The organism is Saccharopolyspora spinosa NRRL 18395 (assembly GCF_000194155.1).
Lineage (GTDB): Bacteria > Actinomycetota > Actinomycetes > Mycobacteriales > Pseudonocardiaceae > Saccharopolyspora > Saccharopolyspora spinosa.
In genome coordinates this window covers 1,681,773-1,702,470 of record NZ_GL877878.1, presented here as the reverse complement: position 1 = coordinate 1,702,470, position 20,698 = coordinate 1,681,773, and the positions used below count along the sequence as shown (strand labels likewise).

At 66.4% G+C, this 20,698-nt stretch carries 18 protein-coding genes, 4 tRNA genes and 1 pseudogene; 8 read left to right on the top strand and 15 right to left on the bottom strand.

Annotated elements, in window-relative coordinates; genetic code table 11:
- Positions 1–108 precede the first annotated feature (108 nt).
- The 3 genes from SSPN_RS0108570 (at position 109) to SSPN_RS58295 (ending at position 3,030) form a co-directional block, all read left to right on the top strand.
- Entirely contained in the window at positions 109–1,560 is a 1,452-nt protein-coding gene (locus tag SSPN_RS0108570) for an amino acid permease (protein ID WP_010693626.1), read from the top strand.
- 314 nt (positions 1,561–1,874) lie between these two features.
- Entirely contained in the window at positions 1,875–2,807 is a 933-nt protein-coding gene (coaA, locus tag SSPN_RS0108560; protein WP_010693624.1) for a type I pantothenate kinase, read from the top strand.
- Between the two features lie 52 nt (positions 2,808–2,859).
- Positions 2,860–3,030 carry a hypothetical protein gene (locus SSPN_RS58295; protein WP_010693623.1) on the top strand — a complete coding sequence of 57 codons (171 nt, stop codon included), beginning with the start codon at positions 2,860–2,862 and terminating at the stop codon, positions 3,028–3,030.
- Here SSPN_RS58295 and SSPN_RS0108550 read toward each other — a convergent pair.
- Positions 2,998–4,674, bottom strand: a complete 1,677-nt coding sequence (locus SSPN_RS0108550; RefSeq protein WP_010693622.1) for a PucR family transcriptional regulator — start codon at positions 4,672–4,674, stop codon at positions 2,998–3,000. The genes SSPN_RS58295 and SSPN_RS0108550 overlap by 33 nt on opposite strands.
- Before the next feature lie 126 nt (positions 4,675–4,800).
- On the opposite strand from SSPN_RS0108550, the gene pruA reads away from it, so the two are divergent.
- Together pruA and SSPN_RS0108540 are read left to right on the top strand one after the other, a co-directional pair.
- Entirely contained in the window at positions 4,801–6,429 is a 1,629-nt protein-coding gene (gene pruA / locus SSPN_RS0108545; RefSeq protein ID WP_010693621.1) for an L-glutamate gamma-semialdehyde dehydrogenase, read from the top strand.
- Between the two features lie 171 nt (positions 6,430–6,600).
- Positions 6,601–7,530: a proline dehydrogenase family protein gene (locus SSPN_RS0108540; RefSeq protein WP_010693620.1), complete on the top strand. Its 930-nt coding sequence runs from the start codon at positions 6,601–6,603 to the stop codon at positions 7,528–7,530.
- 404 nt (positions 7,531–7,934) lie between these two features.
- On the opposite strand, the gene SSPN_RS43080 is transcribed toward SSPN_RS0108540, so the two are convergent.
- From SSPN_RS43080 to SSPN_RS62510, 8 genes and pseudogenes are all read right to left on the bottom strand, one after another.
- A complete protein-coding gene (locus SSPN_RS43080; RefSeq protein WP_010693619.1) occupies positions 7,935–9,302 on the bottom strand; it encodes an MFS transporter in 1,368 nt (455 codons plus the stop codon).
- Positions 9,303–9,475: 173 nt separating this feature from the next.
- The gene (locus SSPN_RS0108530; RefSeq protein WP_010693618.1) at positions 9,476–10,090 is read right to left on the bottom strand and encodes a bifunctional 4-hydroxy-2-oxoglutarate aldolase/2-dehydro-3-deoxy-phosphogluconate aldolase; all 615 of its coding nucleotides are present in this window, start codon (positions 10,088–10,090) and stop codon (positions 9,476–9,478) included.
- Positions 10,080–10,835, bottom strand: coding sequence for an IclR family transcriptional regulator (locus SSPN_RS0108525; RefSeq protein WP_010693617.1), 756 nt, complete (start codon positions 10,833–10,835; stop codon positions 10,080–10,082). Before SSPN_RS0108525 ends, SSPN_RS0108530 begins: the two co-directional genes overlap by 11 nt.
- The gene (locus SSPN_RS0108520; protein WP_010693615.1) at positions 10,820–11,815 is read right to left on the bottom strand and encodes a sugar kinase; all 996 of its coding nucleotides are present in this window, start codon (positions 11,813–11,815) and stop codon (positions 10,820–10,822) included. Before SSPN_RS0108520 ends, SSPN_RS0108525 begins: the two co-directional genes overlap by 16 nt.
- A complete protein-coding gene (locus SSPN_RS43075; protein ID WP_049887582.1) occupies positions 11,812–12,801 on the bottom strand; it encodes a 2-hydroxyacid dehydrogenase in 990 nt (329 codons plus the stop codon). Before SSPN_RS43075 ends, SSPN_RS0108520 begins: the two co-directional genes overlap by 4 nt.
- 2 nt (positions 12,802–12,803) lie before the next feature.
- Entirely contained in the window at positions 12,804–13,577 is a 774-nt protein-coding gene (locus SSPN_RS0108510; protein WP_010693613.1) for an SDR family oxidoreductase, read from the bottom strand.
- Complete coding sequence (locus tag SSPN_RS57595) at positions 13,574–14,134, bottom strand: zinc-binding dehydrogenase (protein ID WP_049887581.1); 561 nt, start codon at positions 14,132–14,134, stop codon at positions 13,574–13,576. The genes SSPN_RS0108510 and SSPN_RS57595 overlap by 4 nt, the downstream gene beginning before the upstream one ends.
- A 67-nt stretch (positions 14,135–14,201) precedes the next feature.
- A pseudogene (locus SSPN_RS62510) lies at positions 14,202–14,552 on the bottom strand (alcohol dehydrogenase catalytic domain-containing protein); the annotation flags it as partial.
- A 177-nt stretch (positions 14,553–14,729) separates the two neighbouring features.
- Here SSPN_RS62510 and SSPN_RS43065 point away from each other — a divergent pair.
- The gene (locus SSPN_RS43065) at positions 14,730–15,911 is read left to right on the top strand and encodes an enolase C-terminal domain-like protein (RefSeq protein ID WP_010693612.1); all 1,182 of its coding nucleotides are present in this window, start codon (positions 14,730–14,732) and stop codon (positions 15,909–15,911) included.
- 572 nt (positions 15,912–16,483) lie between these two features.
- Here SSPN_RS43065 and SSPN_RS0108495 read toward each other — a convergent pair.
- From SSPN_RS0108495 to SSPN_RS0108480, 4 genes are all read right to left on the bottom strand, one after another.
- Positions 16,484–16,558, bottom strand: a tRNA-Val gene (locus SSPN_RS0108495).
- Between the two features lies 1 nt (position 16,559).
- A tRNA-Cys gene (locus SSPN_RS0108490) sits at positions 16,560–16,631 on the bottom strand.
- Between the two features lie 47 nt (positions 16,632–16,678).
- Positions 16,679–16,751, bottom strand: a tRNA-Gly gene (locus tag SSPN_RS0108485).
- A gap of 141 nt (positions 16,752–16,892) precedes the next feature.
- Positions 16,893–17,318 (bottom strand): SsgA family sporulation/cell division regulator, encoded by a 426-nt coding sequence (locus tag SSPN_RS0108480; RefSeq protein ID WP_029535113.1) that lies wholly within the window; start codon positions 17,316–17,318, stop codon positions 16,893–16,895.
- Positions 17,319–18,235: 917 nt separating this feature from the next.
- On the opposite strand from SSPN_RS0108480, the gene SSPN_RS0108470 reads away from it, so the two are divergent.
- Together SSPN_RS0108470 and SSPN_RS0108465 are read left to right on the top strand one after the other, a co-directional pair.
- Positions 18,236–18,646 carry a TIGR02611 family protein gene (locus SSPN_RS0108470; protein WP_029535112.1) on the top strand — a complete coding sequence of 137 codons (411 nt, stop codon included), beginning with the start codon at positions 18,236–18,238 and terminating at the stop codon, positions 18,644–18,646.
- A 58-nt stretch (positions 18,647–18,704) separates the two neighbouring features.
- Positions 18,705–18,776, top strand: a tRNA-Val gene (locus SSPN_RS0108465).
- A gap of 118 nt (positions 18,777–18,894) precedes the next feature.
- Here SSPN_RS0108465 and SSPN_RS62105 read toward each other — a convergent pair.
- Both SSPN_RS62105 and SSPN_RS56555 read right to left on the bottom strand, forming a co-directional pair.
- Entirely contained in the window at positions 18,895–19,242 is a 348-nt protein-coding gene (locus tag SSPN_RS62105) for a tyrosine-type recombinase/integrase (protein ID WP_010693606.1), read from the bottom strand.
- Complete coding sequence (locus SSPN_RS56555; protein WP_101377011.1) at positions 19,160–20,041, bottom strand: tyrosine-type recombinase/integrase; 882 nt, start codon at positions 20,039–20,041, stop codon at positions 19,160–19,162. The genes SSPN_RS62105 and SSPN_RS56555 overlap by 83 nt, the downstream gene beginning before the upstream one ends.
- Positions 20,042–20,698: the final 657 nt, after the last annotated feature.

The following is a 20,698-nucleotide window of genomic DNA, read 5'->3' as shown; positions in this document are numbered from 1 at the left end:
AACCCTTCGGTGATGCAGACACGGACGACGTTGCGCGGAACGTCCGCCGGGCCGGATCACGCAATGTACGTACCCTTTCGCGCAGGACGAACGCATTCGGGAGAATCCGTGACCACACCAAGCCTTACCCCAGGGCGGGGGATATTCCGCCGCAAGCCGATCGACACGATCATCGAGGACGACGGCGAGTCCGGACTCAAGCGTTCGCTGGGCCTGTGGCAGCTCACCGCGATCGGCGTCGGCGGCATCATCGGCGCCGGGATCTTCTCCCTGGCTGGCGCCGTCGCCAACGAAAAGGCCGGGCCCGCGGTGCTGATCTCCTTCCTGATCGCGGGTATCGCCAGCGCGGCCGCGGCGTTCTCCTACGCGGAGTTCGCGGGCATGATCCCCAAGGCCGGTTCGGCCTACACCTACGGATACGCGGTGCTCGGCGAGGTCGTGGGCTGGCTGATCGGCTGGGACCTGCTGCTGGAGTACACCGCGATCGTCGCGGTGGTAGCCATCGGCATCTCGGGTTACTTCAACGAACTGCTCGGCTTCCTGCACATCGATCTGCCGCTGTGGATGATGGGCGCGCCGGGCACCGAGGACGGCGCCGCCCCGGCGGGCAGCTACAAGATCAACCTGTTCGCGGCGCTGCTGTGCCTGCTGATCGCCTTCATCCTCAACCAGGGCATGAAGAGCGCGGCGCGCTTCGAAACGCTGCTGGTGTACCTGAAGGTCGCCGTGGTGCTGGTCGTGATCGTCGTCGGTGCGTTCCACATCAACACCGGCAACTACAACCCGTTCTTCCCCTTCGGCATCAGCGGCGCGTTCGCCGGTGCGGCGACGGTGTTCTTCGCGGTGTTCGGCTACGACGCGATGAGCACGGCGGCGGAGGAATCCAAGGACGCCCAGCGGCACATGCCGAAGGCGATCATTTACTCGCTGGCCATCTCGATGGTGCTCTACGTGCTGGCCTGCCTGGTGCTGACCGGCATGATCCCGTATCAGCAGATCAGCGCCGAGAGCGCGTTCGCCACCGCCTTCGCCGACGTCGGTCTGCCGGTGCTGGGCGCGATCATCGCCGTCGGCGCCATCCTGGGCATCCTCACCGTGCTGTTCACCTTCATGCTCGGCGTGACCCGGGTGGGCTTCGCGATGAGCCGGGACGGCCTCCTGCCGAAGTGGTTCTCCAAGACCCACCCGGTGCGCAAGGTGCCGAGCCGCTTCACCTGGCTCATCGGCATCGCCTCGGCGCTGATCGCGGGTCTGCTGCCGATCGGCGAGGCCGCGGAGTTGACCAACATCGGTATTCTGCTGGCGTTCGTGATCGTGTGCGCCGCGATCATCGTCCTCCGCTACAAGCGGCCGGATCTGCCACGCGGGTTCAAGTGCCCCGGCATGCCGGTCGTGCCGATCATCGGCATCATTTTCTCGATCTGGCTGGTCACCTTCCTCGACCCGGTTACGTGGCTGCGGTTCGCCGCCTGGTTCGTCATCGGCCTGGTGATCTACTTCGCCTACGGGTACCGGAAGTCCAAGCTCAACGAGCTCTCGTCCACCGAACCCCAGAAGTGAGCCGTTGACCCCGGTCGGAGGACCGGGAACTCCGAACGCCGGACGTCGCCTCCCCGTGCGACGTCCGGCGTTCCGGCGTTCCAGTGCAATTTCAATGGAAATCGAAGGTCCAATTTCCATTGAAATTGCCGTAAATGGAATATGTTGTCCGCGAAGCGGAAGATCGTCGCGATCGATCAAGGGTGTTTTCTGCGTCTCAGCGTGCACTGGATCACAGCGCCGCACGGCTCCGGCGTCCTAGGGTTTCTTCAACGCCGCCGGAAGTTCCCCGGGGCGTCTGAGTTCCTACCGGGCCTCAATGCCGAGGGGTACTTGTGACGCGCGTTCGCGAACTGAGCCCGTATGTCGAGCTGCACCGCGCGCAGTGGCGAGAACTGCGCGACTACCTTCCCCTGCCGCTGACCGAGGACGAGCTCGTCGCCCTGCGCGGGCTCGGCGAGCCGGTCGACCTCGCCGAAGTCGCCGACGTCTACCTGCCGCTATCGCGGCTGATCAGCCTCCAGGTGGCCGCCCGCCAGCGACTGCACGAGACCACCACGACGTTCCTTGGCGAGGAGACCCGCGGCACGAAGGTGCCGTTCGTGATCGGCATCGCGGGCAGCGTCGCGGTCGGCAAGTCGACCACCGCGCGGATCCTGCGCACGCTGCTGGCCCGCTGGCCCGACCACCCGCGGGTCGACCTGGTCACCACCGACGGCTTCCTGTACCCGAAGGCCGAGCTGGTGCGCCGCGGCCTGATGCACCGCAAGGGCTTCCCCGAGAGCTTCGACCGGCGGGCGCTGCTGCGCTTCGTCACCGAGGTGAAATCCGGGGCGCCCGAGGTGGCCGCGCCGGTCTACTCGCACGTCGCCTACGACATCCTGCCCGGCGAACAGCACGTGGTCCGCAAGCCGGACATCCTGATCATCGAGGGGCTTAACGTGCTGCAGCCCGCGCCGAGCCTGGCCGTGTCGGACCTGTTCGACTTCTCCATCTACGTCGACGCGCACACCGACCACATCGCCCGCTGGTACACCAATCGCTTCCTGGCGCTGCGCAGCACGGCGTTCGCGAACCCGAACTCGCACTTCCACCACTTCGCCGAGCTCTCCGACGACGAGGCCCGCGCCGAAGCCGAGCACCTGTGGCGCACGATCAACGAACCGAACCTGGTGGAAAACATCCTCCCGACCCGACCCCGCGCGACTCTGGTGCTGCGCAAGGACATCGACCACTCGATCAACCGGGTCCGCCTCCGCAAACTCTGAGCCGGACGTCGATCCCCCAGCACCACGCGCCCGCGCCGCCGCGCCGGATCGCGTGCTAGATCAACCTCGACGTGAACTGCTCGGGCAGATCGCGCTGCTCCGCCGGGCCCCGAGGCACCTACGGGACGGCGGCTCGATCACCATCGCGGTCAGCTCAGGATGGGGCGGCGAGGACGCCATCGAGCAGCCGTCAGCGGCGGGCAGTCCGGCGGGCGAGCAGTAGTTGCAGGTGCGCGCTCAGGCGTTCCGTCGGGTTGGCGAAGTCGACGCCCGTGATCTCACCGGCCCGGCGGACCCGGTAGCGGAGGGTGTTCGGGTGGACGTGCAAGCCCTCACTGGCCGCGCGGACGTCGCCGAAGGCCTCCAGGTACGCCAGCAGCGAGCGGGCCAGGTCGGTTCCGTGCTCCGCGTCGTGCTCGTGCAGCCCCGCCAGGCGGGAGTCGCGGAACCGCTCGTTGCCCTGCAGCACCGTCAGGATCTCGCTGATCACCACCTGCGCCCGCACATCCGAGATGGTGGCGATCTCCGCGTGCAGGTCGTGGGTCATCGCGTCGAGGATCCGGTCCGCCTCGGTGCGCGACTCCGCCACCTCGTCCAGCGTCCGGACCGCCGATCCAACGCCCACCTGCACCCGCGCCCGCACGTGCTGCCTGGCCGCCGCCACGATCTCCCTGGTCAGGCTCAGCGCCGACGCCACCGCAGAGCGTTCCGGCAGGTCCGGCAGCAGCACGTACACCCGTGAACCAATCGTGGTGACCAGCGCACTGCGCCGGTAGGCCGAGGCGTGCACCGAGATCAGGCTGGTCATCTCGGACCGCTGCAACTCCAGTTCGGAACGGTCCGCGCTGGCGTCCGACGGGCGCAGCGTGAACACCACGACCACCGCCGGCTTCGCCGGATCCGCACCGATGTTGTCGGACACCGACTGGGCGTCGATGAGGCCGTCCAGCAGACCGGTAAGCAGGTTCTCCCGGAACCGTGGCCCGGCCGTGGCCTCGGTGCGCTGCCGGATCAGCTGTAACGCCGCCACGCGCGCCGCGCCCAGCAGCGCCCGCTCGGAATGCTCGGACAGCGGCCGCTTGCCTTCCTGCACCCAGATCGTGCCCAGCGGTTGGTTGCCCGCGTGGATGCCGACCGCCATCCGGCGGCGGATGCCCAGGTCCGGCCGCTCGTCGAGGCGCACGACGTCCTCACCGGCGCGCAACCGCTGGTAAACGCCCCATTCCCGGAGCATCGCCAAGTACGGCTCCGGCCCCTGCCGCCCCAGGATCGACAGGCGGCGCAGCTCGTCGACCTCGTCGTCGGAGCGCGAATACGCCAGCACGCGGCTCGCGGTGTCCTCGATCGCGACGATGCCGTCGGTCATCGCCGCCACCGTTTGGGCCAGCGAAAACAGGTCGCCCAGCGCCTCGCCGAGGTCCGCGTCGGTGGTCAGCCGGGCGTTGTCGACGGCCGAACGCGCGAAGGACTCCAGCCGCTCCCAGCGGACCTCGGGCCGCACGCCGAGCAGCGCGATCCGGCAGTCGATCGCGGTGTCGCGCAGGGCCCGCGCATCGGTTTCGGAGTCGACCTTCACCGCCACGGCAGCCGCCCCGTCGCGGGCCGCAGCGCGCACCAGCCGGGCGGCTGCCCTGCCTCGCGCGCCGATGACCAGCACGAAATCGCCACTGCGACCGCTGCCGGACTCCTCCTCCGGGTCGACAATTACGACGTCGCGCACCTCGACTTCGAAGCCGCGCGGCGCCGCGAGCACGTCGACCAGCGGTTCCCCCACTGCGATCAGGAGTTGGCGCAATGGCACGCCCACCACGGCAACGCCCACGGCGTCAACTTCGACCTCGTGCAACCAGGGCCCCCACTTGTCCAACCGAACAATCCAGCAATGTCAACGATAGCCGAACGGACAAGCCCGGGGCGCTAACGAAACCTTAACCTCCCAAGTAACAGGACCCTTCCCCCGACAGCGACTTCTCGCAAGGAGGCGAATTTGGCTATGGACGCCATCACTTCGGTACCGGTGCCCTACAACGAGCCGGTCAAGGGCTATGCGCCCGGCTCGCCGGAGCGGGAGTCCCTGCAGAAGAGGGTCGCGGAGCTGGAGTCCGAGCGCATCGAGCTGACCCAGACCATCGGTGGCGTGCAGCGGCTCGGCGGCGGCGACCGCTTCGCCGTCGTTCAGCCGCATGACCACCAGCACGTGCTGGGCACCGCCGCGCAGGCCACCACCCAGGATGTCGCCGACGCCGTGCAGGCCGCCAAAGACGCCGCCCCCGCCTGGGCCGCGACGTCGTTCGACGAGCGCGCTGCGGTGCTGCTGCGTGTCGCAGACCTGTTGGCCGGGCCGTGGCGGGACACCATCAACGCCGCCACCATCCTGGGCCAGTCCAAGTCGGTGCAGCAGGCCGAGATCGACGCCGCGTGCGAGTTCATCGACTTCCTGCGGTTCAACGTCCACTACGCCCGGCAGATCATGGCCGAGCAGCCGCGGTCGGTGCCCGGCGAGTGGAACCGCATGGACTACCGCCCGCTGGACGGGTTCGTCACCGCGATCACGCCGTTCAACTTCACCGCCATCGCCGGCAACCTGCCCACCGCCCCGGCGCTGATGGGCAACACCGTGGTGTGGAAGCCGACGCCCTCGCAGCAGTTCGCCGCGCACTTCACCATGCGCCTGTTCGAGGCCGCCGGCCTGCCGCCCGGGGTGATCAACCTGGTCACCGGCGACGGCCAGGCCGTCTCCGATGTCGCGCTGACCGACCCGGGCTTCGCGGGCCTGCACTTCACCGGTTCCACCGCCACCTTCAAGAAGCTGTGGCGCATCATCGGCGACAACCTGGACAGCTACCGCAGCTACCCGCGCATCGTGGGCGAGACCGGCGGCAAGGACTTCATCGTCGTCCACCCCTCGGCCAACCCCGCCCCGCTGGCGGCGGCGTTCGCCCGCGGCGCGTTCGAGTACCAGGGCCAGAAGTGCTCCGCCGCCTCCCGCGCCTACGTGCCGCGCTCCATCTGGGAGGGCGGGCTGCGCGACGAGCTGGCCGAGCTGACCCGCACCATCCGCTACGGCGACGTCACCGACTTCTCCCACTTCGGCGGCGCCGTCATCGACCACCGCGCCTTTGCCAAGCACAAGGCAGCGCTGGACCGAGCGGCCAAGACCGACTCCATCGAGGTGCTCGTCGGCGGCGGCTATGACGACTCCACCGGCTACTTCGTCGAGCCCACGGTGCTGGTCTGCGACGACCCGACCGACGAGGTGTTCACCACCGAGTACTTCGGGCCGATCATCGCCGTGCACGTCTACGACGACGCCAAGTTCTCCCACATCCTCGACGTCGTCGACGCCTCCAGCCCCTACGCACTCACCGGTGCGGTGTTCGCCACCGACCGCAGCGCCATCGAGCTGGCGCACCAGAAGCTGCGCGGTGCGGCCGGCAACTTCTACGTCAACGACAAGCCCACCGGATCCATCGTGTCCCGCCAGCCCTTCGGCGGCAGCCGCGCCTCCGGCACCAACGACAAGGCCGGTTCGCTGCTGAACATCCAGCGCTGGACCAGCCCCCGGGCCATCAAGGAAACCTGGGACGCCCCCGCCCACATCGGCTACCCGCACATGGGCTGAGCGTGAGGGGCACCCGCGCCTGCCGCGGGTGCCCCTCACCCCGAACACCTCACTCCGAATCCTTCGCCGGTGCCGTCCGGCGAACCGCGGCACGCAATTTCGACTGCAGGCAACGCGGAAGGCAAGGAGATTCCCGAACCCCGAGAACAGCTGCGAAGAAGGAGACCCACGATGCTGCGCAGCACCTTGCTGGCCGCCGCCCGTTCCCAGGGCGTGCGCCGACTCGTGGAGGCCAACCCGCTGACCAAGCCGGTCGTAGCGCGGTTCGTCGCTGGCACCACGCCCGAGGACGCGGTCCGGGCCACCCGAGCCCTGCGTGACCAGAACATGTACGTCACGCTCGACCACCTCGGCGAAGACACCCTCCTTGCGCAGCAGGCCGCCGACACCGTCCACGCCTACCAGCAGATGCTGCAGGCGCTCTCCGCCGAGGGCCTGGCCGACCGGGCCGAGGTCTCGGTGAAGCTCTCCGCGGTCGGGCAGTTCCTGCCCGCCGACGGCGAGAAGATCGCTTTGGACAACGCGCGGCTGATCTGCGAGGCCGCAGCCGCCGCCGGGACCACGGTGACCCTCGACATGGAGGACCACACCACCACGGACTCGACGCTGGGCATCCTCCGCGACCTGCGGGTGGACTTCCCGTGGGTCGGCGCGGTGCTGCAGGCCTACCTGCACCGCACCGAGCAGGACTGCCGCGACCTGGCGGGCGAGGGCTCCCGGGTGCGGCTGTGCAAGGGCGCGTACTCCGAGCCGGCTTCGGTCGCCTACCAGGACAAGGCCGAGGTGGACCGCTCCTACGTCCGCTGCCTGAAGATCCTGATGGAGGGCGACGGCTACCCGATGGTGGCCAGCCACGACCCGCGGATGGTGGCGATCGCCGCCGACCTGGCCGCGCGGTCTGGCCGTAGCGCGGACAGCTACGAGTTCCAGATGCTGTTCGGCATCCGAGCCGAGGAGCAGAAGCGGATCGCTTCCGAAGGAAACAAGCTGCGGGTTTACGTGGCCTACGGCGACGAGTGGTACGGCTACTTCATGCGCCGCCTCGCCGAGCGCCCGGCCAACCTGGTCTTCTTCCTGCGTTCGCTGCTCTCCCAGAACTGACCCAGCGCCCCGGAAGGCCCGGCCCGAAGCGCTTTCGGGCCGGGCCTCCACGCTGATCCAGGGTCGCCTTCACCTTCGCCAGACCCAGTGATAGGCGTAGCGCGCACCGGGGCCGGGAAGTTCCGCACCGCCTCGCACATCCCCCGCAGGCCGTCGATGAACATCTCGGCACCGCGACGGTCCAGTGTGGACATCTCGTTGATGTCGGCATCACCGATGAAGGCGCGGTCACCGGTTCCGGGTAGACACCGACAGGTACCGGCGAGCCATAACCACGCAGCAGCGATACGCCAATGAATGGGGCCAACGACCCGGCGACGGTCTGGTCGCCAAGGACTTCTGTGCGGCTCAGCGACCAGACCGTGTTTCCCTCATACGGCCGGTGTTACCGGTGATGCGTTTTCTCAGGTCAGCGGCTGGGATTCAATTTTCCGCACTTGTAGGTTGGAGGGACCTGTGCCGGGGATTCGACGTGTCCGGCGTGCGAGGAGCACCGAAACGATGGTCAGGAACTGGCTGGCGACGACGAAGAGCACCACTGGCCAGGGAGAGCCGTTCGTTGCTCCGACCATAGCGGTGGCGATGAAGGGTGTGGTACCGCCGAGGACCATGACATTGATTTCGCGCGAGGCCGCGATCGCGGTAAAGCGATAGCGAGTTTCGAAGAGTTCCGAGAGGAATGCGCTTTGGGAACCAAGCATGGCGCTTTGGCCAACGCCGTAGGCGATCACCATCGCTGCCACGACGATGCCTGACTGGCGGGTATCGAGCAGCATGAAGTAGAACGGCATGTAGATCGCGGTGAAGATCGCGCCGCCGAGCAGGACCGGCCAGCGGCCGATGCGGTCGGCGAGGATGCCGAACAACGGAACGGCGATGATGCTCGATCCGGTGGCTGCGACGACTCCAAGCGTCGCGACGGTAGCCGACATTTCCAGCGTGGTCTTGATGTAGCTCAACGAGAACGTGTTGACGAGGTAGCCGGCTACGTTCAATCCGGAGCCGCAGAGGATGCCGACGGTCAGCTCTCGTGGGCTTCCTTTGATCGCTTGCAGCAGCGGTATCTTCGTCGGTTCGGTCGTTGGCTTGCTGATTTCGGATTTGGCTTCGATGAATTCCGGTGTTTCTTCGACGCGACGCCGGATGAAGATCGCGACGCCGAAGATCACTACGCTGGCGAGGAACGGAATCCGCCACGCCCCGTTGAGCAGCGCATCCCGCGGGATCGCGGCCAGCACCGCGAAGAATCCGGTGGACAGGACGAACGCCAGGCCCACGGAGGCTTGAGCGAAGGAGGTGTAGAAAGCTCGTTTGTTCTGTGGAGCGTATTCGGCGACTGCGGTCACAGCACCGGCGAACTCCGCTCCCGCGCCGATGCCCTGCAGCATGCGGGTGAGCACGAGAAGTATCGGCGCCCACATCCCGATCGCCTCGTAGGTGGGCAGCAGCCCGACGGCCACTGTGGCCACCCCCATGAGCGTGACGGTGAAGATCAGAATGGGCTTCCGCCCGATTCGGTCACCAATGTGAGCGGCGATCATGCCACCGATCGGTCGCACGAAGAACGCGACGGCGAAGACCGCGAACGAGGCCAGCGCGCCACCGATCGCGCTTTGTTCCGGGAAGAACAGTGGGCCGAAAACCAGGGCGGATGCCGCCTCGTAGAGGGCGAAGTCGTACCATTCGATCACCGTTCCGATCGAACTGGCGATGACGACTCGTCTCGTGCCGCGGCTGTCGAGGGCAGCCGCGGAAGTGGGCGAAGGTGTCACGGTGACTCTTTTCTGATCGCCGTTGCGGTTCGTCGTTGAATGCGATTCGGCGCTACATAGGAGCACCCAACAGGAAATCATTGCAAATGTTGCAATGAGAATGCATTAATCACAATGCTAGGTCGCAGAATTCCTCGGTGTCAAGAATTCCACCTCGAATCGATCGGTGAACGTCAGCGTTCCGTTTTCGCTACGGCACGCCGGAGCTCCGGCAATGCGTCCGGATCGGACAGTGCGGATCCGACTGCCACTCCGCGACATCCTGCGGCAAGGAAGTGGGCCGCGTTGGATGCATCGACTCCCCCGGTCGCGACGAACCTGATGTCGGGAAACGGTGCGAGCTGGGCGGAAATCCAATCCGGGCCTAGTTGTGCGGCAGGGAACGCTTTCAGCCAGGTGAGGCCGCCTGCGAGCGCGGTAGAGATCTCGGTGGCGGTGGCGACGCCGGGCAGGTGCGGCAGGCCGCGCCGTCGTGATTCGGCGATGACGTCGGGGTGCGTACCGGGGGCCACGGTGAATTCCACGCCCAAGTCATGGACTGCGGCCAGTTGATCCACTGCGGTGACTGTGCCCGCGCCGATGGGTTTGCCGCGTGGCTTCGCGGCGGCGAGTGCTGCGCGCAGCGCGGGAAGCGCGTCAGGTGACTGCACGGGGACTTCGACGAGTTCGACCCCGAAGTCCCAGGCACGTTCGCACATCGCCACGGTCTGCCCCGGGCTGAGGTTGCGGAAGATCCCCAGCACCGGGTTGCGATCGAGACGACACTTGAAGAAGGTGTCAGTGTCCATATTGGTCTCCTCGCCAGCCCAGGCTCTTGGAGATCCGGTGTGCGGCTGCCCGGAATTGGTCGATGTGCCCTCGCAGCTCCTCAAGCGGCGCCACCGCGCGCAGCGCCGTGATGGAGATGCCGTGCGTAACTTTGCCCCGTGCGTCGAACACGGGCAGGGCGATGCAGTTGATGTAGTCCTCGCGTTCCCCGTTGTCCTCGGCCCAGCCCCGGTCTCGGGTGACATCGAGGTCCTTTTCCAGGTCGGCCAGGTCGGTGATGGTCGTGGGGGTGTAGCGCTCGAAGGTCACGCCGTCGAGGATGCGCGCTCGGGTGTCGTGGTCCTGGTAAGCGGTGATGATCTTCGCGACACCGGCGGTGTGCACGAGCGCCGGCAGGCCGATCCGGGAGCCCATCGCGACGCTGCCGCGTCCGTCGATCTTGTCGACATAGACGATCTGGTGACCGACCAGTTCGCCGAGGTGGACGGTGTGCCCGTATTGTTCGCTGAGCTCCTGCAGGACCGGGTGCGCCAGCGAGCGTGCCTCGACCTGATCCAGCGCCAGCTGGCCCAATGCGATGAGCTGAAAGCCCATGCCGTACCCCTCGGAGACCCGGCGGACGAAGCCGCCCTCCTCCAGCGTCTGCAGCAGACGCAGCGCCGTGGACTTGTGTACTCCGAGGTGTTCGGCGATCTCTCCGAGGGAACGATGCTGGCGCGAGACGAATCCGATGATGTCGATCGCACGCGCTACGGTCTGCGACATAGGTCATCGCTCCTTGGATCGTCGGCTGCTTCACCGTTCGGCTCGTCGAAAAGGCTAGCCAGCATTCCAACGATCTCTCGCGCCGGAAGCAGCTCGGCGAAGTCGGAGGGCGAGGCCAGAACCTGCGACGCCACATAATGCCCAAGCCTGATTCGGGTCACCTCGTCGCGATCGTCGAGCAGCCCGCTGAGCCATCCGGCGGCGAACGCATCGCCAGCCCCGACAGCATCGACCACATCGGTCCGGATAGATGGTTCGCGGAACACGCCGGCCGGGGTGAACGCCACGGCTTCGGTCGCACCGTCCTTGACGATCAGGGAGGCCGGTTCGTCGAGGAGGTCCCGGACACTGTCGACGTCGGAGGTGCCCCAGAGAGCTTCGGCTTCGTCCCGACCGACAAACACGATGTCGCTACGTTGGGCGAGTGCGCGGAGTTCCGCCGCGTGGTTCCTCCAGAGGTTCGGTCGGTGGTTGACGTCGAAGCTGACCAGGGCCGGGCCGAACGGTCGGTCGGAAACGACGTGGCGGGCCACGTCCATTCCGTCAGCCGAGATTGCCGCAGTGATCCCCGAGATGTGCACGATGCGCGCCGGTCGCTGGGTCCATGCAGCGACGTCGCTGGTGTTCATCGCCGATGCCGCCGAACCGGTCCGGTAGTAGTAGACCTTGGTCCCGATGGGGGCCGGGTCCTTGAAGTACACCGCGGTGGGGCGGCGTTCGTCGCGGCGGACGAGATCGACGTCGACGCCGTGCCCGGTCAGCGACTCCACGATGATGTCGCCGAGCGGATCCGTTCCGACGGCGCTGGCCCACGCGCTGCGGTGTCCGAGTTTCGCGAGCAGAGCGGCGACGTTGGACTCCGCGCCACCAGGTCGCAGGATGAAGCTGCTGCCGGTGTTCAGGCGTCCGCCGGGCTCGGGTGTAACCATCACCATGGTTTCCCCAACGGCGACCAGATCCAGCTTCTCCGCTGTGGTCATGGCGATGCCTCCCGGACCACGTTTCGCAGCGGGGTTCCGTCGAGCAGGTGCACGAGGTTCTCGACGACCTCCTCCGCCCGTTCCGAATACGTGTCGTCGGCCGTGGCCGAGAAGTGCGGGGTCATGACGACGTTGTCCAGTTCGGCGAAAGGGAACGGCGAGGGCGGGACCACGTCCGCGGAAGCCGGTGTGGTCCACACGTCGAGTGCGGCATTGGCGATGGTCCCTTGCCGCAGGGCGTCGTACAGGTCGCTCTCATTGAAAACCGCGCCGCGAGCGACGTTGACCACGGTCGCGGCCGAGCCGAGACGTTTGAGCTCGGGTGCCGCGATGAGTCCACGGGTTTCGTCGGTGAGCGGGCATGCCACGACGAGCACATCGGATTCGTCCAGCAGATCGCCGAGGGCGTCCATACCGGCCACCCACACGGCGTCCGGGTCCGAGACGTCGCGGCTGCTCGCGGATTTCCGGACCGCGATTGGCCGCATGCCCACCGACCGGCACAGCTGCGCGATGGACCGTCCGATATGGCCGAAGCCGATGATCCCCACCGTGCTGTCCCGGAGGCTGCGGAACACCGGCGCGGTCGGATCCACCATCCGAGTGCGCCAGCGACCTTGGCGCAATTCCGCATCGCGCCACAGCAGGTGGCGGCGCGCTGCGAGCAGGACCATCAGCACGTGCTCGGCGATCGAACGGCCGTGCCCATAGGCATTGCACACTGCGACCGAGGTGGGGAGTTCGTCGATCGCGATGTGGTCGGTTCCGGCCGCAGTGACCTGCAGCAACCGGAAGTCCGGCCCGACCGCGCGGGCCAGTTCAGCGTCGAAGAACACCCCTACACAGGCGCTCGCGCCGGAAAGGCGGTCGCGCACAGCCGCGCGATCCGTTCCCGGAAGGTACTCCAATTCGATCGGCTGGTTGGCCAGGGCGGTGCTGTCGCGCAGCCACGGCCAGACGTTCTCGTCTGTGACGGCCACCCGCATCGTCAGGCTCCAGTCGGGGTGTAGGCGCTGGTGTCGACGTACATCCGGTTCCATACCGGGGTGACGACGAGTTCATTGACGCAGACGTTGGCGGGCAGGGCCACGACCGAACCGACCACCTTGGCGACGTCGTCGGGCGAGAGCATGCGCTCGACCTCCTCCGTCGGCGGCGGGACCGGCCTGGTCTGCAGGATCGGGGTGGCGACCTCGCCCGGGCACAGGTGCGTGGCCCGGATACCGTGGCGGCCTTCCTGATCGTTGAGCGTTTCCACCAGCGCACCGAGCGCAGTCTTGCTGGCGCTGTAGGCGGCACCGGCCGCAGACATGTAGCGCCATCCTGCCCACGACGACACGACAATCACCTGGCCGAAGCCGGCAGCACGGAATCCCGGCAGCACAGTCAGCACGCACCGGGTCACCGCGTTCAGGTTCGTGTCGACGACCCGGCTGAAGTCCTTGCTGCTGAGCTGGGACCACCACCGATTCGTCACGTTGGTTCCCGCCGAGCACACCAGAACCTCGAGTGTTCCCACCCGTTCTTCGACGGTCCGGTGCGCGGCGGTCACCGAGTCGTCCTCGGTGACGTCGACCGGGACCGGCTCCGCGTGCCCGCCAGCCTCGGTGATCTTCTCGACGGTCTCGGCCAGATGCTCCTCGCATCGACCGGAAACGATCACGTGGTAGCCGTCGCGCGCCAACCGGAGTGCGGTCGCGCGCCCAATGCCGCTACCGCCGCCAATCACCCACGCCCCACGCGCCGGTGCGGTATTCGTCATGCATTTCCCCTGTTCTGCGATGGGTCGATGAGGACCTTCACGCAACCCTCACCTTGGGCCGCCGCAGCGAACGCGTCGGTTGTGGCATCCAGCGGGAAGGTCGTGGTCGGCAGGTCCGACAGCGACAGCGCGTCGGTTTCGATCAACTCGGTGGCGGCTGCGAAGTCCGCGCGCTCGTACACCCGGGTGCCGATCACGTGGTGCTCTGCGAAGTTGACCGTGCGCAGATCCACCGCCGGCGGCGACTTGTAGACACCGACGATCATGATCGTCCCCTGGATCCTCGCGGCCTCGGTCAGCTGTAAGGCCACCGCGGGATGCCCCGCGGAGTCGAAAACGATGTCCGCTCCGTTCCCGGCGCTGCGCCTGCGGATCTCGACGGGTGTTTCCGCTCCGAAAGGCAGGACGGTGAACCGATACCGTTCCGCGACGCCACGCCGCCAGGCGTTCGGCTCGACAAGCACGACATCGCCGGCTCCGCGATACCGGGCTACCAACGCAGTGAGCAAACCGATCGGCCCCGCACCGTAAACCGCGACGGAATCGCCCGACCGCAACCCCGACCGCGAGCGGTTCAGCCAGTGCGGTCAGTTCCGGCACAACGTTCGGACTCACCGGCTGGAGGGCGTCGGCGCGCACCGCGACGTACTCGGCCAGCCCGCCCGGCTCGTCCACCCCGTACAACCCGAGCGCTGCGCACACGTGGGAGTTCCCGGAGGCGCAAGCCCGGCACGTCGGAACCGTTCCACGATCGGCACAGACGATCAGTGGCCGCACCGCGACCTGGCTCCCTACTGGTGGCGCACCCGGGGCGTTCGAGTCGGCAACGGTTCCGCAGAACTCATGACCGATGATCACTCCGGGCTGGGCACGCGCGTGCTGCCCCCGAACGATCGCCAAGTCCGAGCCGCAGATGCCCACCCGCGAGACCTTGATCAGAACTTCGCCGGGGCCGAGCTCGGGGATCGGGACCATCCGCTGTTCGAGTCGATCGACACCGGCCCAAGACACAGCACGCATTGATCCGATGCCCACGATCAACTCCCGTTGCAAATATTGCAATATCGATGAACTATATGCAAAATGTAGGCCGACCGGGTTAACCTGTCAACGCGCCAGAGTCAGTCCCCCAGCGTTCTGCAGAGGAAATCGATGGAGATCACCCGAGTCGAAGCACGACATGTCGCCCGGTCAATGTGGGGCAACTTCTGGCAGCAGCAGAAGAGCGTCCGCGGCCCCAACCCGATGAGCCAGTTCCCGCAGCGCGGCAACGGATGGTCCTGGTACACCTGGCCACAAGGCATCGTCGTCGTACGCGTCACCCTCACCGACGGCACGACCGGTATCGGCTACGCCGAGGACGGGATCGGCGCGGCGACCACCATGCTCAACGAGCATCTCGGACGCATCGCGACCGGACTCGACGCACGCGCCACCGAACAAATCTGGGAACAGCTCTACCGATCGTCCATTGTGCACGGACGCAAAGGCGCCGCGATCGAAGCGATCAGCGCGATCGACATCGCTATCTGGGACGCGCTCGGCAAAACTCTCGGCCAGCCGGTGTACCAGTTGCTCGGCGGGTACCACGGCAAGACCGTCCGCGCCTACGCCAGCAAGGTCCAACCAGACGATGACCTCAGCGAGGTCCGCCGCATGGCCCGCGACTACACCGAACGCGGCTACACCGGGGTCAAGGCGAACTGGCCCTACGGACCCGCCGACGGCCGTCGCGGCGTGCTCGCCAACCTCCGCTACATCGAGGCCATCCGCGACGAAATCGGCGACGACATCGAGTTGATGAGCGACGCCTACATGGGCTGGGACCGTGCGTTCGCCACCGACATGCTGCGCGGCGTGGCTGAGTTCGACCTGCGCTGGGTCGAAGAACCACTCATCCCCGACGACGTCGAAGGCCACGCCGCGCTCCGCCACCTCGGTCTAGTGCCAATCGCCACCGGGGAGCACGAATTCACCCGCTACGGCTTCCAGCACCTCATCGACGCCGGCGCGGCCGACGTGCTCCAGCCCGATGTGCACCGGGTGGGCGGCATCACCGAACTGCGGCGGGTGTGCCAAATGGCCTCCGGTGCCAGCATCGACGTCATCCCCCACGTCTACTCCGCCGCCACCCTGCACGTCGTCCTGTCCCAGCCCAACTGCACCTGGACCGCTCTTTCTCGGCGAACCCGCCGTCATCAACGGCCACCCCGAATTCCCCACCGAACCCGGCATTGGCCTGCGCATCAACGACAAAGCCATGCCAGAACTCGCCGACTGGGCCACCGACGAGGAGAAACCCACGACACCGGCATCGAAATGACAGTCACCTAGTTCGGGATAGACCCGGCGGAACCGCGCAAGACTTCCGCGCTGCTCGGTCGGTTCGTCCACGCTCGCGATGAGGGGCCGCTGAACATCGCGATCGCCTGTGCCACGCGCATCTTCTCGCGCAGTTCGGGTTCAACCGGCGACCGCTTGATTCGCTTCGATCATGCCCCTGGGGTATCCCTTGGAGAATACAAGGCAAGCGAACAACAGATCCGAATGAATTGGAACAACCAGCAAGAGCGCAACGACGGATAAGTCATGCCGACGGCGCGGCAACTGGTCAGTTCACGGTCAAACGATCATGTCGCGAGTGCTGACACGACATCCTCGACACGCTCCGGCCGCCGATCGAATCGAGCAACACCGTCGACGAAACGGCAGGTCATGCACTCGTCTGGACGGTCGCAGGAACCTCACGATCACATCCTCGCCCTCAAGACAGCCACGACACCAACCCCAGGCAATGGTCAAATCGCGGCGTGCGCCACAGCCATATCACCGTCTCGAGACCGCATACGCAACACAGCCCCTGCCGGTGATGACCACCGGCAAGGGCTGTGACCTGCGTATATAGATGGTGCGCGATACTGGGATTGAACCAGTGACCTCTACCGTGTCAAGGTAGCGCTCTCCCACTGAGCTAATCGCGCGAGGCGGAGGCGGGAATCGAACCCGCGTACAGGGCTTTGCAGGCCCTTGCCTAAGCCACTCGGCCACTCCGCCGGACTCCGCATCCACACCAAAGTCGGCTGGACCGCTAGAGAATCCAGAGCGGACGACGGGATTCGAACCCGCGACCCTCACCTTGGCAAGGTGATGCGCTACCAGCTGCGCTACGTCCGCCTGCCTGCGACTTCGAAGTCCGGGGTCTTCCGGGCCCATCCGCCGCGTTGCACAGTGAACTCTAGACCACTCCCACGACCACGATCAAAGGGGGGGCCACCCGGCCGGAACGAGACCGCGCCGAGCCGAAGTTCTCCCAGATCAGCCCAGGTCGTGGGGCAGCAGCCGGGTCAGCGCCTCGTCCACGTCGACCCACAGGTTCTCGTTGCCCGGCACCACGACGTCGTAGGTGCGGTCGAGGAAGTCGGCCAGCTCCTGCGCCGAGGCCTCGAACACCGCGTGGCCCGACGGCGAGCTCAGCTCGATCGCCACGACCTCCGGGGCGTCGACCGCCGGGCGGATCGTCACGTCGCCCTCACCGGCGTGCGCGATCAGACCGTCGGCGAGCAGGTCGCGGGCGAACACCCACTCGACCCAGCCGGCGCGGCCGGTGCGGAACGCAGCCACCACCGCGTACGGATCCCGAGTGTCGTAGCGCAGCTCGACCTGGACCGGCACGGCCGGTGTCTGCGGAGCCAACAGATCGAACACAGCTGTCGAACGCAGTGTCACATGATCGTTACGCATTGTCCTCCCCTTTCTGCTCCTCCCGGTCCGCTTATCGACCGAGCAACATAGTTGTGACGCCTCATCGGGCCGATACGCTCGCAACTAACACATAGATCACCCGTACGGGGCAGGCCCCACTTCGCTGGGCAATCACGCGAACGCACAGCGTGTTCAACTTGCTCCGGCGCCGGAGTGACCACAGGCTGGCCGCCTCAATGCGAGACAGACCAGATCCGTTGTTCACACCAGAAGAAGATCCGTCGCGAACAAACCCGACAGAGGACGTTGAGCCGCAGGACCGACACCTACCCAGCGACCAAGCTCCGCTACATTCCGTAACCGAACGAACCGCTCTTGCACCGAACCTTCGATTCCGCCGCCCTCGCCTTGCGGAACTCGCCGCCGCGCCCGGCTGACCACCGGGTTTCCCACTTCGTCGAGCTCGCCTGACGTCCACTCGAGAATAGGCGATCGAACCGCTCGCCATTCTCGCAGCGTGACCAGCCGTTGAGACGCTCGCCACCATAGTTCCCCGTATCGGGCTAACGCCATGCATCTCCTCCGTAACCAAGCACGCGTACGTCCGAACGCCCTGTCGAGAGTGGCGTCACAATGTGACCAGGATCGAAGGAGCACAACAGGGCCGAAAGCCCCAACGGCGAGCACAACCGTCTATGATCCCGATCGCACTTCGGAGGGCCCGGCGAACCCGCGACGCCCGAGCGCCCGCTTGACACGCGGTGACCCACGGCACGGTCCCACCCGGACAAGGCCCGTATTCTGGCCCAGACCGGACACCGCGAGCGGCGCGGCCACAAACCGGCAGAACATGACGAACGTTCGCAACCGGCAGGTGGACAACCCTGAACGAGACAACCGAGTCGGACCCCCGCGACACCAGCACGGAACCCCCCGACCCCCAGCACACGTCCCGGCTGCACGCCATCCGGGAGCGCCTGCGTGCCTTTCGCGAACGCATCCGCCGCAAGCCCAGGCTGAACACCAGCTACCGGATCGTGCTCGGCGTCTTCGGCACCTTCGTGCTCGTCGCCGGCATCTTGATGATCCCCTACCCTGGCCCCGGCTGGCTCGTCGTCTTCGCCGGCCTCGGCATCCTCGCCACCGAGTTCGACTGGGCCCACCGCGTCAACAGCTTCGCCAAGCGCCACTACCAGCGCTGGGTGCGCTGGCTCGGCCGCCAACACCTCGCCACCAAGCTCGCCGTCATGGGCGCCACCTGCCTCGTCGTCCTGACGACGCTGTGGATGCTGGGCCTGTTCAAGATCGCCGGTGGCTGGCTCGGCCTGCACTGGAACTGGTTGGCGTCCCCCCTGTTCGGGACCTGAAAACGATCGTGTATTGTTCTTCTCGTCCCCAGGAACGGGGATTGAGACAACAAAACAAGGGCGATTAGCTCAGCGGGAGAGCGCTTCGTTCACACCGAAGAGGTCACTGGTTCGATCCCAGTATCGCCCACATTTCGTTTTTCCTGATCAGATGGCCTGTCGATGATTTTCATCGACAGGCCATCGGTTGTTTTTGGGGAGCAAATGGGGAGCACGGCTTCCTGACCACAACCCCCAATCCGAAGAGGTCATGCCGCTTTTGGTTCCACAGCGGGGTTTTCCTGCCAGGTCCACCCGCCGTCCTGCTCCCACCGCTGCTGGAGGGACTGGAGCGTATCCTCGATCATCTGCTCGGTGACGTGCGAGTAGATGTCGTCGACGTCCTTGCGCTTGTGTCCGAGCCGCACCAGCCGCATGATCCGAGGCACCCGGTCCTCGATCAACCACGTCTCTTGCGTGTGACGCAGGTCATGGAAGTGCAGCTCTTCGTTGAGCGGTGACCATCCCTTCTCCTCATCCCCGGCCAGAGCGGGCAGCCAGACCCGGCGGCGGAAGTTGGACCGCCGATGCAGCCCGCCATTGGCCCCGGTGAACACGAACCGCGAGTCGGGGTTGCGTTTCCCGGTGCGCCCGCAGCTCGTCGGCCAGGAACGGCGGCAGGTGCACCGTGCGGGCACTGGCCGGGGTCTTGGGCGGGCCGAGTTCCAACCGGCCCCGCACCTCGTGCAGCGCGCCGAACTTCGGGTCGATGTCGATGTGCGGCGTGTCGTCGTCGAGGTAGGTACGGATCCACTGCAGCCCGGCGATCTCGCCCCACCGCAGCCCGGTGTAGGCGTCGGTGATCGTCATCAGCCAGTTGTCCGGGCTCATGCGCCCGGCCATCGCGTCCACCTCATCGGTGGCGGCGTGGGGCCGCTCCGGCCGGTCCTCGAAATTGATCCGCAGTTTCCGGCATGGGCTCGAGCCGATGAGCCCTTCGTCCACGGCTTCCCCGAGAATCATCGAGAACAACACGAGGATGTCCTGGGCGCTCTTGTCGGCCATGTTCTCACGGAGCGTCTTGTTCACCCACCCCTTCACCGCGATCCGCGCAATATCTCCCAGGGCGGTGCCGGACCAGCGGGACAGGATGTGGTTACGGATGTGGGAGTCGTAGGTCGCCCAGGTGATGCCAGCGACGCGGTGTGCCTCCGACCAGGAGCGGATCCACTCGTCTATTGTGGTTTCGGCCAGTCGGGGGTCGACGAACCGGCGTCGGCGCTGGTCGGACTCCACATCGGCGGCACGGTTGTCCGCCTCGTCCTGAGTGGTATAGCCGTTCTCGGTAAAGATAGTTCCGTCATCGAGTCGATAGCGGACACGGAAACCGCCTCGATGTTTTTCTACCCATGCCATTATTGGCCTCTTTCAAAGAGAACAGTGGATATGACCGTGCCGGGAATGCGACACGGCCATATAGACGCTCTGTGGACCGAAAAACGCAACCCAACTGTGTTCAGGCACGACAAGAATCCGTACGCGTCATGGGCTGGGTCAGCGGGAGCCGGTCCGGGCTCGGACCGGCGGCCGGCCCCGGCGGCGAGGCGCCGCTCCAGTGCCGGACGCTGAGCCCCGGCCGGTTGACGCCGGACGGGCGGCTTCAGCAACGATCTGGTCGAGGTCGGCGCGGGAGAAGCGCAGATGCTTACCCAGGAACGTGCACGGCACGAGGCGGCGGGCCGCCCGACGGCGCACTTGGATGCGCTGCGCCGTCCGCAGCGCCTCTGACATCCCCGACTCCGAAAAATGCCCTCCTTTTCCCGACTCGTTATCCAATCTTTATCACGCTGGCGCGTGACCTCGTCACCGCCTACACGGCCCGCCGGTCCGGCACCGCGCCGTCGTGGGATCCGTTGCCGGTCGCCTACGCCGACTACGCGTTGTGGCAACGACAGTTGCTGGGCGAGCCGGGCCACCCCGGACAGCGAGTTCACCCGGCAGCTGGGCTACTGGGCGAGCCAGCTCGCCGGTCTGCCGGACGTGGTCAGCTTCCCCACCGACCGACCGCAGCAC

Coding starts and splice junctions, on each gene's coding strand:
- SSPN_RS0108480 (WP_029535113.1), bottom strand. CDS start 17,318: ATGCGTAACGATCATGTGACACTGCGTTCGACAGCTGTGTTCGATCTG.
- SSPN_RS0108520 (WP_010693615.1), bottom strand. CDS start 11,815: ATGACCACAGCGGAGAAGCTGGATCTGGTCGCCGTTGGGGAAACCATG.
- SSPN_RS0108510 (WP_010693613.1), bottom strand. CDS start 13,577: ATGACGAATACCGCACCGGCGCGTGGGGCGTGGGTGATTGGCGGCGGT.
- SSPN_RS0108525 (WP_010693617.1), bottom strand. CDS start 10,835: ATGTCGCAGACCGTAGCGCGTGCGATCGACATCATCGGATTCGTCTCG.
- SSPN_RS0108530 (WP_010693618.1), bottom strand. CDS start 10,090: ATGGACACTGACACCTTCTTCAAGTGTCGTCTCGATCGCAACCCGGTG.
- SSPN_RS43075 (WP_049887582.1), bottom strand. CDS start 12,801: ATGCGGGTGGCCGTCACAGACGAGAACGTCTGGCCGTGGCTGCGCGAC.
- SSPN_RS56555 (WP_101377011.1), bottom strand. CDS start 20,041: ATGGCATGGGTAGAAAAACATCGAGGCGGTTTCCGTGTCCGCTATCGA.
- pruA (WP_010693621.1), top strand. CDS start 4,801: ATGGACGCCATCACTTCGGTACCGGTGCCCTACAACGAGCCGGTCAAG.
- SSPN_RS0108540 (WP_010693620.1), top strand. CDS start 6,601: ATGCTGCGCAGCACCTTGCTGGCCGCCGCCCGTTCCCAGGGCGTGCGC.
- SSPN_RS43065 (WP_010693612.1), top strand. CDS start 14,730: ATGGAGATCACCCGAGTCGAAGCACGACATGTCGCCCGGTCAATGTGG.